The organism is Candidatus Pantoea multigeneris, from assembly GCF_011752615.1.
GTDB lineage: Bacteria > Pseudomonadota > Gammaproteobacteria > Enterobacterales > Enterobacteriaceae > Pantoea > Pantoea multigeneris.
The window spans coordinates 125,925-137,983 of the sequence record NZ_VWXF01000006.1 but is presented as its reverse complement, the minus strand read 5'-3'; the positions used below and the strand labels follow the sequence as shown (position 1 = coordinate 137,983).

Annotated in this window: 12 protein-coding genes; 8 read left to right on the top strand and 4 right to left on the bottom strand. The window is 53.9% G+C overall.

Annotated features, from left to right (window positions below):
* Positions 1–184: 184 nt before the first annotated feature.
* From F3J40_RS15160 to yeiP, 3 genes are all read right to left on the bottom strand, one after another.
* The gene (locus tag F3J40_RS15160; RefSeq protein ID WP_167016174.1) at positions 185–892 is read right to left on the bottom strand and encodes a phosphatase PAP2 family protein; all 708 of its coding nucleotides are present in this window, start codon (positions 890–892) and stop codon (positions 185–187) included.
* A 39-nt stretch (positions 893–931) separates the two neighbouring features.
* A complete protein-coding gene (locus F3J40_RS15155; protein WP_167015885.1) occupies positions 932–1,906 on the bottom strand; it encodes a CobW family GTP-binding protein in 975 nt (324 codons plus the stop codon).
* 102 nt (positions 1,907–2,008) lie between these two features.
* Positions 2,009–2,581 (bottom strand): elongation factor P-like protein YeiP, encoded by a 573-nt coding sequence (yeiP, locus tag F3J40_RS15150; protein ID WP_167015883.1) that lies wholly within the window; start codon positions 2,579–2,581, stop codon positions 2,009–2,011.
* 161 nt (positions 2,582–2,742) lie between these two features.
* On the opposite strand from yeiP, the gene F3J40_RS15145 reads away from it, so the two are divergent.
* From F3J40_RS15145 to fruA, 4 genes are all read left to right on the top strand, one after another.
* Positions 2,743–2,997, top strand: coding sequence for a YkgJ family cysteine cluster protein (locus tag F3J40_RS15145; RefSeq protein WP_167015881.1), 255 nt, complete (start codon positions 2,743–2,745; stop codon positions 2,995–2,997).
* Positions 2,998–3,260: 263 nt separating this feature from the next.
* Positions 3,261–4,391: a fused PTS fructose transporter subunit IIA/HPr protein gene (gene fruB / locus F3J40_RS15140; protein ID WP_167015879.1), complete on the top strand. Its 1,131-nt coding sequence runs from the start codon at positions 3,261–3,263 to the stop codon at positions 4,389–4,391.
* On the top strand, positions 4,388–5,326 hold the full coding sequence (fruK, locus tag F3J40_RS15135; RefSeq protein WP_017346940.1) for a 1-phosphofructokinase: 939 nt from the start codon (positions 4,388–4,390) through the stop codon (positions 5,324–5,326). Before fruB ends, fruK begins: the two co-directional genes overlap by 4 nt.
* 16 nt (positions 5,327–5,342) lie before the next feature.
* Complete coding sequence (gene fruA, locus F3J40_RS15130) at positions 5,343–7,037, top strand: PTS fructose transporter subunit IIBC (protein ID WP_167015877.1); 1,695 nt, start codon at positions 5,343–5,345, stop codon at positions 7,035–7,037.
* 136 nt (positions 7,038–7,173) lie between these two features.
* Here fruA and F3J40_RS15125 read toward each other — a convergent pair whose 3' ends face one another.
* Entirely contained in the window at positions 7,174–7,365 is a 192-nt protein-coding gene (locus tag F3J40_RS15125; RefSeq protein WP_017346942.1) for a hypothetical protein, read from the bottom strand.
* A gap of 259 nt (positions 7,366–7,624) precedes the next feature.
* Here F3J40_RS15125 and mntR point away from each other — a divergent pair, with 259 nt between their 5' ends.
* From mntR to F3J40_RS15105, 4 genes are all read left to right on the top strand, one after another.
* Positions 7,625–8,083 carry a manganese-binding transcriptional regulator MntR gene (mntR, locus tag F3J40_RS15120; protein ID WP_167015875.1) on the top strand — a complete coding sequence of 153 codons (459 nt, stop codon included), beginning with the start codon at positions 7,625–7,627 and terminating at the stop codon, positions 8,081–8,083.
* Positions 8,084–8,105: 22 nt separating this feature from the next.
* Positions 8,106–9,215, top strand: a complete 1,110-nt coding sequence (locus F3J40_RS15115) for an SLC13 family permease (RefSeq protein ID WP_167015873.1) — start codon at positions 8,106–8,108, stop codon at positions 9,213–9,215.
* 135 nt (positions 9,216–9,350) lie between these two features.
* Positions 9,351–10,493 (top strand): HlyD family secretion protein, encoded by a 1,143-nt coding sequence (locus F3J40_RS15110; protein ID WP_167015871.1) that lies wholly within the window; start codon positions 9,351–9,353, stop codon positions 10,491–10,493.
* Positions 10,490–12,058, top strand: coding sequence for a DHA2 family efflux MFS transporter permease subunit (locus F3J40_RS15105; protein WP_167015869.1), 1,569 nt, complete (start codon positions 10,490–10,492; stop codon positions 12,056–12,058). The genes F3J40_RS15110 and F3J40_RS15105 overlap by 4 nt, the downstream gene beginning before the upstream one ends.
* Position 12,059: the final 1 nt, after the last annotated feature.

Below are 12,059 nucleotides of genomic sequence, written 5' to 3'. Positions count from 1 at the left end.
CGGGTTGTAACGGGGTTTTTAAGACTTTTCTGGCTGGACATCGATAATTAAACTTCAACGATTTTCCGCCTACAACATAATCTTTTCCTTTGGCGGAATAACCTTAGTAGAAATAGATAATAACCGGCGATTGTTAAGCCCTGGCCGGTGGAAATTTACCCACTCTATCGCCAGGGCTTATCAGTTACGCAGCGGGCTTATATTTTCCCGGCATTTTACGGTCCAGCCAGTCGATAATCTTATCGGTCAGCGGTGTGAGCAGACACCAGCTTAAGCCAACCAGCACCACGGTCATGGAACCGACAGCAATATCGGTGAACCAGTGCGCACCCGCCATTACACGTGGCAGCGCAAAGACAAAAACAATCACCAGACCGGCAATAAACGCTCTCGCGCCAAAATAACGCCACATAAAGCAGGCAAAAATAATCAGCATCATGCCGTGGTCGCCAGGGAAACTATTTCCTGAGGCATCTTTGGCCGGAATGCCGGTCAGTTCACTGACGCGATGCACATCCTTAAAGAACAGCGTCGGGCTGGCATGATGAACCGGAATCAAATGACCCAACTGGTTAAGCACCACGGCCGTTAACAGCATGGTCACGCCAATCGCTAACATGCGGCGTTTACCCTGAGGGGTCTGCTTGCGCCAGAAGAACAGGTACAGGCTGCCCATGGCGAGCAGTGAAACCAGATCAAAGCCGCGGAAATTGGTAATGGCGACCAGCATAGCGAAGCCCGGATGGGTCACCATTTTGCTGTTAAAGCTGTAGAAAATGTCTTTATCCAGCGCAAACCAGAATCCATGGTCTGGCGGCAGATACCAGGAGAAGAACAGGACCAGACCGAGCAGGTTAAGCAGCAGAATGGTAATAAGACGAGTCGCGCGCATCATAATCACTCAAAGTCGAAATGGGGGAACCTACTCTGCTTAGGTTAAACGAAACTTCAACAGCTGGGATTGTAGTCGGTTCCAGTCCGTCTGCTCGCGATGTATCAGCTCAATTCGGCTATCTGTGACGCTTTCATCTTGCAGTGTGATCTGGACATCATCGCCCTGGCGATTGAGCGTCAATACACCTTGAGGCGTCCTCAGGCGTCCTTTTACACGTTCAATCGGGAGTTCTGCCAGCCAGGCTTGTACACCTTCACCATCAAATTCGGTATCAGCATCAAATAACCAACCGCAAGAGAAGTAACCCTGGCCCTGATTGACGGCACGGCGCCAGCGAGTCGGCCCGTCCAGTTTCAAGGCGGCAAAACCGCTACGATCGGGGTGATGATGATGATGGCGTGCATCAGGCAACGTTGTGGCAGGGTCGCGTGGGTGATCGAGCAGCGTCAGGGGGATATCACCCCAGTGGGCGGTGACCAGCGGGCGCACCTGCACTTGCTGCTGTTGCCATTGTGCCAGGCGAGTGTGGTCTTCCGGCACCCAGCGGTCAGCTTTGCTGGCAACAATGACATCAGCGGCGGTGAGCTGATCGCGAAAATTTTCATCAGACAGGATCTGTTCATCGGCGAGCTGGCGCGGGTCCAGCAACGTCAGCGTGGCATTTAATTGCAGCCAGTCGGCATACACATCGGAACTGAGCAGTTTAAGTAACTGCTTAGGGTGGCCTAAGCCGGTGGGTTCAATCAACAGACGATCGGGCTTGTGCTGTTGTAACAGGCTGTTCAGGCCGACCTGCATCGGCAGTCCGTTGACGCAGCACATACAACCGCCAGGGATCTCTTTTAGCGTGGCTCCGCCTGCGCGCAGCAGGGCACCATCAATGCCTATTTCCCCAAACTCATTGACCAGAATGGCCCAGTTTTCATGTGCTGGTTTTTTTTTCAGCAACTGTAATAGCAGCGTGGTTTTACCACTGCCGAGAAAACCGGTGATCAGGTTTACCTTGGTCATTTCCTTGCCCCCACTGAGTCATGCCGCCGCGCAGTGAAGCAGCGCACGGCGGAAAAGTGTTATTTTATAACAGAGTAGGGGCAGGAAAAGTACGGGATGTGCTTAATCAGCACGACCCATATAACGGCGTTCAGCAATATGAATGCGAATACGGTCGCCGTTGCTGAGGTATTCCGGAACCTGAATCGACAAACCGGTGCTCATCACAGCCGGTTTATTACGTGCACTGGCTGAAGCCCCTTTGATGCCTGGCGCAGTGTCGACAATTTCCATATCGACAGTCTGCGGCAGTTCCAGCGCCAGAATCTGGCCATCCATTGTCAGTACCTGAATGCCTGGAATGCCCCCTTCAGGAATGAACAGCAGCTCTTCTTCAATCTGATCCTGTTTGAAGTTGTAAGGGGTGAAGTCTTCGTTATCCATAAACACATATTCATCACCATCTATATAAGAGAAGGTGACAGCGCGACGGCTCAAGGCAATCGCATCGATGATGTCATCGCCCTTAAAACGCTCTTCAACTTTTAATCCGGTGCGGATATCCGTAAAGCGCATTTTATACAGGGTGACCGCACCGCGTGCGCTTGGGCTCTGAACATCAATATCTTTTACCAGCAGCAGTTTGCCGTTCCAGGTAACGGCCATTCCTTTCTTAATTTCATTCGCTCTTGGCATTGCAGTTCTCACTAGTTTCAAGCTTTCGTTGCGCGTCACGTTACGCCTGGGCGCAGTAACAGGCAATAGAGCAGCGGGGAAATATTTCTCTGCTGCGATAAGCGTGGCATTCACCCTGAAGGACTGCTATTGTCCGCGAAAAAATGACATGGGAGCCTGGTATGGAGTGTCGGAGTCAATGTGGTGCTTGTTGCACTGCACCTTCTATTTCTTCGCCTATTCCCGGTATGCCCAATGGCAAGCCGGCCAATACACCTTGCGTTCAGCTGGGTGCTGACCAGCGCTGTAAAATTTTTACGTCGCCACTGCGACCGAAAGTGTGTGCTGGCCTGCAACCCTCCCGCGAAATGTGCGGCAACAGCCGTGTTGAGGCCATGACCTGGCTCCTTCAGCTAGAAGCTGAAACCGCGCCTTAAGTTGCTGACGCGCTGCTATAAAAGGTGGCGGGTGTACAGCAACTCTCTCAGCTAATCAACCAGATAACCCCGGTAATATCTACGAAGTGTGCGTGATGTCAAAAATCTGCTACGCACTTTTCGCTAAAGCTTGCCTGGCGGGTTGCGCTGTCTCAATATTCTTGAAACGTTTCAGCGTTACTCTCTTCTCTGTCCTGAAGTCGAGTGACGTCTCTTTTTCACCAGTAGCTGAAACGATTCAATCTCAGCAAGCGAGGAGTTCTATGTTGCAGCTCGAATTGCAGGCCATTCACACAGCGGCCAGCGCCCTGAATAAAGAAGATGCTATCCGCCAGGTAGCTGCCGCACTGACTGCGGCAGGTAACGTCGCGGATGGATACATTAACGGTATGCTGGCACGCGAGCAGCAGACCTCGACCTTCCTTGGTAATGGTATCGCCATCCCGCATGGCACCACGGACACGCGCGATCAGGTGCTTAAAACCGGCGTGCAGGTGTTTCAGTTCCCACAGGGAATTGCCTGGGGAGAAGATCAGACTGCCTATGTGGTGATTGGCATTGCCGCCAAATCCGATGAACACCTCGCATTGCTACGCCAGCTGACGCACGTGCTGAGCGATGACACCTTGAGCGATCAACTCAAGCAGGCTTCAGCTGAAGATTTACGCGCCATTCTGCAAGGTGAGAAGCAGAAGGCCGAATTTACTTTCGACACGTCATTAATTGGCCTCGATGTACAGGCCGCTGATTTGATCACCCTGCAAGCGCTTAATGCCGGGCGTCTCCAGGCCGCAGGTGCGGTAGATGCGACGTTTGTGGCGGATGCGGTGTCGGCTACCCCTGTTCATCTCGGGCAGGGTATTTGGCTCAATGACAGCGGCAAAGGCAATCTGCGTAGCGCTGTTGCCGTGAGCCGTGCTGCTACTGCTTTTGCGCATCAGGGCAATCAGGCTGCGTTGCTGGTAACCGTTGCAGCAACGGATGAACAGCCGCTGAGCGTGCTGGGTTGGTTGAATACCTTATTGAATAAGCAGCAGGGCGAACGCCTGCTCAAAGCCGATGCGGCCGGCGTGCTGGCGCTGCTGACCAGTGAAGTCAGTGAAGAAGCGGCACAGGTTACGGCAGAATTCACCATTCGTAATGAGCATGGTTTGCACGCCCGTCCAGGCACCGCGTTGGTGACCGTGATTAAACAGTTCAACTGTGATGTCAGCGTGATCAACCTCGACGGCAGCGGTAAACCTGCCAACGGGCGTAGCCTGATGAAAGTGGTTGCGTTAGGGGTGAAAAAAGGACATCGCCTGCGCTTTACCGCCAGTGGCGAAGATGCGCAGCAGGCGATTGAGGCCATTGGTGAAGCGATTAACGCCGGTTTAGGCGAGGGTGCAGCATGAGCAGACGCGTAGCAACAATCACCCTGAATCCCGCTTACGATCTGGTGGGCTTTACCCCAGAGATCGAGCGGGGCGAGGTAAACCTGGTCAAAACCACCGGCCTGCACGCAGCCGGAAAGGGCATCAACGTTGCCAAGGTTCTGAAAGATCTGGGTATTGATGTCACCGTGGGGGGCTTTCTTGGCAGAGAGAATCAGGATGGTTTCCAACAGCTGTTCAGTGAATTGGGGATTGCCAACCGTTTCCAGGTCGTTGAAGGACGTACCCGTATTAACGTCAAACTCACCGAGCAGAATGGTGAAGTCACTGACCTGAACTTCTCCGGCTTCAACGTAACGCGTCAGGATTGGGATCGCTTTAGCGCTGACTCCCTGAGCTGGTTAGGCCAGTTCGATATGGTTTGCGTCAGCGGAAGCTTACCGGCGGGCGTTGATCCCGATGCCTTTACGCGCTGGATGAGCGAGCTGCGCTCTCAATGCCCATGCATCATTTTTGACAGCAGCCGCGAAGCGCTGGTGGCGGGCTTGAAAGCGTCACCGTGGTTGGTGAAACCTAACCGTCGCGAGTTGGAAATCTGGGCGGGCCGTAAGCTGGCAACGCTACAGGAAGTGATCGCCGCCGCCCATGAACTGCGTGAGCAAGGTATCGCTCACGTAGTGATCTCCCTCGGTGCGGAAGGGGCTCTGTGGGTCAATGCTTCTGGTGAGTGGATTGCCAGACCACCGGCCTGTGAAGTGGTGAGCACCGTAGGCGCGGGTGATTCGATGGTAGGCGGCCTGATCTATGGCCTGCTGATGCGCGAATCCAGCGAACATACCTTACGTCTGGCGACGGCTGTAGCGGCAATGGCCGTTACGCAAAGTAACGTCGGCGTTACCGATCGTACTCAGTTGGCCGCAATGATGGCGCGCGTCGACTTACAACCCGTTAACTGACAGCAGGAGAGCGATAATGAAAACGCTGCTGATACAAGATCCCGCACTGGGAATCGCTGCAACATTTATGGCAAAACAGCGCCTGACTGCCGCACTGGCAGCGCATGGCCTGGTCGCTACTGAAACCCCAGCGGATGCTGAGCTGGTGATTGTTCTGGGTCATCAGGTACCGGCTGACGCGGCGCTGAACGGTAAATCTGTCTGGCTGGCTGACGTACAGCAGGCGCTGGATGCACCGGAAAGCGTACTGCAACAAGCCAAAACCCAGGCGCGTCCATGGCAGCCTGCACCGGTAGCCGTTGCTGCGGCACAACCGGCCGCCGCCAATGCGCAAAAACGTATTGTGGCCATCACCGCCTGTCCAACGGGTGTGGCACATACCTTTATGGCGGCTGAAGCCATTGAAGCGGAAGCAAAACGCCGTGGCTGGTGGGTGAAAGTTGAAACACGCGGCTCAGTGGGCGCGGGTAACGCCATTACGCCAGAAGAAGTGGCCGCAGCCGATTTAGTCATCGTCGCGGCGGACATTGAAGTTGAACTGGCAAAATTTGCCGGTAAGCCGATGTACCGCACGTCTACCAGCCTGGCGCTGAAAAAGACCGCGCAGGAGTTGGATAAAGCGCAGGCTGAAGCCAAAACTTATCAGCCTTCTGGCAACCAAAGCGGTGCTCAGCAGGCAGAGAAGAAAGAGAAAGCGGGCGGCTATCGCCATCTGCTGACCGGCGTTTCTTATATGCTGCCAATGGTGGTCGCCGGTGGTTTAAGTATCGCTTTGTCATTTGCTTTCGGCATCACCGCGTTTAAAGAGCAGGGCACGCTGGCCGCTGCACTGATGCAAATTGGTGGTGGCAGTGCGTTTGCCCTCATGGTGCCGGTACTGGCAGGCTTTATTGCCTTCTCGATTGCTGACCGTCCGGGCCTGACGCCAGGTTTGATCGGCGGTATGCTGGCAACCAGCATTAATGCGGGCTTCCTGGGGGGGATTATCGCGGGCTTTATTGCCGGTTACGCGGCGAAGTTCCTGAGCAGCAAGGTTAAATTGCCGCAAAGTATGGAAGCCCTGAAGCCGATTTTGATCATTCCACTGGTCGCCAGCTTGATTACCGGCCTGTTGATGATCTTCGTGGTGGGCAAACCGGTCGCGGCTATCATGACCGGCCTGACGCACTGGCTGGCGAATATGGGTACGGCGAATGCGGTGCTGCTGGGAGCGATCCTCGGTGGCATGATGTGTACCGATATGGGCGGTCCGGTTAACAAAGTGGCTTACGCCTTTGGGGTTGGCCTGCTGAGCTCGCAAACGTATGCACCGATGGCAGCGATCATGGCAGCGGGTATGGTGCCACCGCTGGCGATGGGCCTGGCAACGCTGGTCGCGCGCCGTAAGTTCAATAAAGGACAGCAGGAAGGCGGTAAAGCGGCGCTGGTACTGGGACTGTGCTTTATCTCTGAAGGGGCAATTCCGTTTGCGGCCCGTGATCCAATGCGTGTCCTGCCGTGCTGCATTATCGGTGGCGCACTGACCGGTGCCGTTTCGATGCTGGTTGGCGCGAAGCTTATGGCTCCGCACGGTGGTTTGTTCGTACTGCTGATTCCAGGCGCGATTACGCCAGTGCTGGGTTATTTGCTGGCAATCGCCGTAGGTACGCTGGTTGCAGGGCTGGGTTATGCCATCCTCAAGCGCCCAGAAGAAGAGTTAGCCAAAGCCTAACCAAACCGTTATGCAGTGACCAGCCGGGCTATTGAGCCCGGCTTTTTTATGGGTGGTGTCAGAAAAAAAGCAAAATAAAACCCACTGGCGTTAACCAGTGGGTCAGGGAATTTTTACTGCGCGGGCTTGAGTGAGCTTAGCCGCGCCAGATCAGGTTAGGGCAAGTACGCTCGCCAATTTTCTTCCCGGTCAGCTTTTCAATCAGCATCAGTTTCAGGCTGAAAGGCGAACGGGTTAATACGCATAACCAGGATTTCACATCCACAGCAGGCGCGCTTTTTGCCTGGAAGCATTTGCCACAATCAAGGCAGCATTTCATGGTGCTCATGGTCACCTCCCAATCAATTCAATGAAGCCGTAAGCCAGCATTGCGTCATGGTGCAGATAAAACCGCTCTCACGGTAAGATCCTTGCGGATCTGGATGCATCAACGTTTTGTGCTTACATTATCAACAAAGATAGCACTGGCTATACTATTTAGCCAGAGGCAATAACGAAAAATTTGAGCTTCTTTAAGCCTGGTTTACAATAGGCGCAGCAAATCCGTATTGAAGGTCTGATGCGGAACATAATAAAGAGGAAGCTGAATGAGTCGTCGTGCGAAAAACGTGGGTGGCAGCCCCCAGGGGCCACTGAAAGATATTGAGGAGCATGTCGAAGGATTTCGGCAGGTGCGTGAAGCACATCGTCGGGAATTGATTGATGACTACGTTGAGTTAATCTCTGATTTAATTGGCGAATTTGGCGAGGCACGCCAGGTCGATATGGCCGCGCGTCTCGGCGTATCACAGCCTACCGTGGCAAAAATGCTGAAGCGTCTGGCGACAACCGGCCTGGTAGAACAGGTGCCTTACCGCGGTGTGTTCCTGACATCGGAAGGAGAAAGGCTGGCCGCAGAGAGCCGTGCGCGCCATCACATCGTTGAAACCTTTTTACTGGCACTGGGCATCAGTCCGGAAACCGCACGTCGTGATTCCGAGGGCATCGAGCATCACGTGAGCGATGAGACCCTGCAAGTGTTCCAGAAATTTTACGAGAGTCGCTAGTCACTATAAGGCGCTGCACCCGATGTCTATCGTGTTCCGTTCTTTTCTGCAGGATCGCATTCTGCATCTGTTGTTGGTTCTCGGAGCATTACTGTTTATCTGGTCGGATGTAAGCATTTCCGACCTGCCGCAAGCGGTAGACTGGCACACCATCATCACCCTGACGGGGTTGCTGCTGCTGACCAAAGGGTTAGAGAACAGCGGGTACTTTGATGTATTGGGCGCGCGTCTGATGGGCCGTTTTCACCATGAGCGAGCGCTGGCGCTGTTCATGGTGTTGGCAGCGGCGCTGTTATCGACTTTCCTCACGAATGATGTGGCACTGTTTATCCTGGTGCCGTTAACCCTGACACTGCGTAAATACTCCCGCCTGCCACTGGGGCGTTTAATCATTTTTGAAGCACTGGCGGTGAATGCCGGTTCTCTGCTGACGCCAGTGGGCAATCCGCAAAATATCCTGTTATGGAGCCAGAGTGGAGCCGGAGTAGCGAGTTTTATCTGGCAGATGCTGCCGCTGTTTTCGGTGTTGTTACTGACGCTGATGGCGCTCACCTGGTGGAGTTTCCCCGCTCGAACCATCGAAAAACACACTGCCCAGGCGTCTCCTGAGTGGCAAAAGCCGCTGTTTATGACCAGCCTGGCGTTGTACCTGCTGTTTATCGCCGCGCTGGAGTGGCATCTTACCGGCGCGGCATTGTTGCTGATCTTTGCTTGCTATCTGGTGATGGCCCGCCAGGTGTTGTTGCACATCGACTGGAGCCTGTTGCTGGTGTTCATCGTGATGTTCATTGATGTCCGCCTTCTGACCGGTTTACCGCTGCTGCAAGCCCATTTTTCTGCCGTCAGCCAGTTAGGGCAGGGGGGTGTCTACCTGCTGGCGATTGCGCTCTCTCAGGTGATCAGCAACGTGCCCACTACCATTCTGCTACTGCAAAAACTGCCACCGTCCGAGGTCCTGGCCTGGGCGGTGAATATCGGTGGCTTTGGCCTGTTACCTGGCTCACTGGCTAACCTGATCGCGTTACGCATGGCGCAAGACCGTCGCGTCTGGTGGCAGTTCCATCTGTTCTCTGTGCCGATGCTGGCCTGGGCCATGCTGGTCGGCTGGGGTCTGCTGCAACTGTTTAGCTAGCGTTAAACTTTGACATATTGTGCCTTTTATTTTTCGTAACAGTTAAGAAACGCTGGTGTTTTTCCATTTAGCAATTACCTTTTAAGCTGACCTTTTTTGCCCAAGATAAAGGGCCAATGGCTAGTGAAGGGAATTATGAGCGAGAACCGCACCCCCGCATCAAATCATGGTGATTCACGTCAGGAAGACACCAACAACGCAAACCACACTTCCCAGCAGCAAGAAAACGAGCCTGAACGCAAACGCCCCGGTAAAAAACCGCTGGTGATCCTCGTTATCATCGTGGTGATAACGGTGGTGATCGCCCTGTGGTACTGGTTGAGTACGCGTAATGAAGAAACCACAGACGATGCTTTTACCGAAGGGAATGCGGTAACCATTGCGCCGAAAGCGTCCGGCTATGTGGTCAAGCTACTGGTCACGGATAACCAGCGGGTGAAGAAGGGCGATCTGCTGGTAGAGATTGACCCACGAGATAACGCTGCCCAGCGCGATCAGGCAAAAGCGCAGTTAGGCTTAGCTCAGGCACAGCTGCATCAGGCGCAGGCTCAACTTAGCCTGTCACGCGTGCAGTACCCTGCGCAGCGCGATCAGGCGTTGGCAGACCAGGCAAAAGCCCAGGCGAACTTACTCAATGCCCAGGCGGACGATCGTCGCCAGCGTGCCGTTGATCCACGCGCGACCACACAGCGTAATATCGATAACGCGAGCGCGCAGCTCCGCTCTGCTCAGGCACAGTTACAAAGTGCCAAAGCACAGGTGGAAGTGGCTTCTCAGGTCGCGCTGCAAATTCGTCAGCAAGAGACAAACGTAGAGGCGCGTCAGCAGCAGGTCGATCAGGCGCAGGCGCAGCTCAACACCGCAGAACTTAATCTTTCCTACACTCAGGTTCGCGCGCCTTACGACGGATTTGTTACTAAACGTAATGTCCAGGTGGGTTCACTGGTTCAGGCGGGCACCGCGTTGTTCTCGCTGGTTTCTCCCGATATCTGGATCACCGCTAACTTTAAAGAGTCACAGTTACAACACATGAACCCTGGCGATAAAGTGACGATCAGTGTCGATGCTTTGCCGGATCTGAAGCTCGAAGGGCATGTGGACAGTATTCAGATGGGGACCGGTTCACGCTTCTCGACTTTCCCGTCTGAAAATGCCACCGGTAACTACGTGAAAATTGTGCAACGCGTGCCGGTTAAAATCGTGATTGATAAAGGTCTCGATCCAAACCGTCCTCTGCCACTGGGTCTGTCGGTTGAACCGAAGGTCACCGTGAAATGAACGGGGCGCAGAGCTGGAAACCCACCAGCAACCCCTGGCTGGTCGCGATAACAGTGACTATCGCGGTGTTCATGGAGATTCTGGACACCACGATTGTCAACGTTGCGCTACCCCACATTGCTGGCTCGCTCTCGTCCAGCTACGACGAATCTACCTGGGTATTAACCTCTTATTTGGTCGCGAACGGCATTGTGCTGCCGATCTCGGCCTTCTTTACCCGCGTATTTGGTCGTAGGCAGTTCTTTATTATCTGTATTGTGATGTTCACCATCTGTTCTTTCCTGTGCGGTATTGCTACTGAACTGTGGCAGATCATTTTATTCCGCGTCTTACAGGGCTTTTTTGGTGGTGGTTTGCAGCCGGTACAGCAATCGGTACTGTTGGATTACTTCAAGCCGGAAGATCGCGGCAAGGCTTTTGGCCTCTCTTCAATCGCCATTATTGTCGCGCCAATTATTGGCCCGACGATGGGCGGCTGGATCACCGATAATTTCAACTGGCGCTGGGTCTTCTTTATTAATATCCCGGTCGGCATTATGGCGGTGATCGCGATTTATAATCTGCTCGAAGATCCACCGTGGGAGCGTAAGTGGGCACGTCATCGTTTACGCATTGACTACATTGGCATCTCGCTAATCACCTTAGGCCTGGGCTGCTTACAGGTCTTCCTCGATCGCGGTGAAGATGAAGACTGGTTCAATTCCCACTTCATTATGGTATTCGCCACGCTGGCGGTGATCGGAATTGTCGGCGCTATCTACTGGCTGCTTTATGTCCGTAAGCCAGTGGTTGACCTGACCGTGATGAAAGATCGCAATTTCTGGGTCGCAGGGCTGCTGATGGCGGGCATGTCCGTCGCGTTATACGGCAGTTCCGTGGTGATGCCGCAGTTGGCACAGCAGGATTTGGGCTATACCGCCACCCTGGCAGGGCTATTCCTCTCGCCCAGTGGAGCCTTGATCGTCCTGACGATCCCGTTGGTGTTAAAACTGATGCCGGTGGTGCAGACGCGCTATCTGATTGCGTTTGGTTTTCTCTGTATGGCGCTCTCGTTTGTCTACTCTGCCACCCTGACACCCACGGTGGACTTTACCACGCTGATGTTGATGCGTTGTGCACAATCCATCGGTCTGGGCTTCCTGTTCGTCCCGCTCACGACCATAGCCTTTATCACCGTTCCCCAGCAGTTGAATGCTGACGCGGCGGCGTTGTTTACCATGTTCCGTAATGTGGCAGGATCGATTGGGATCTCGCTCTCGACGGCGGCGATCACCGAGAGAACACAGGTTAACTCGGCCAATATGGTGCACAACATGACGCCGTTAAATGAGCAATTTAACATCACGGTACAGCAGTGGGCGCAAAACATCCGCGACTACACCAGCGCCATCGGCGATCCGATTTCGCTGGCGACCGGGCAAATCTATCAAGAGATGATGACCCAGGCGCGTATTTTGGCTTACATCGATGTATTTACCGGGTTGACGGTGCTGGCACTGATTCTGATCCCCATTTGTTGGCTACTTTCGCCGATTAAAAGCGAAGGCAGTGCAGGAGCACACTGAC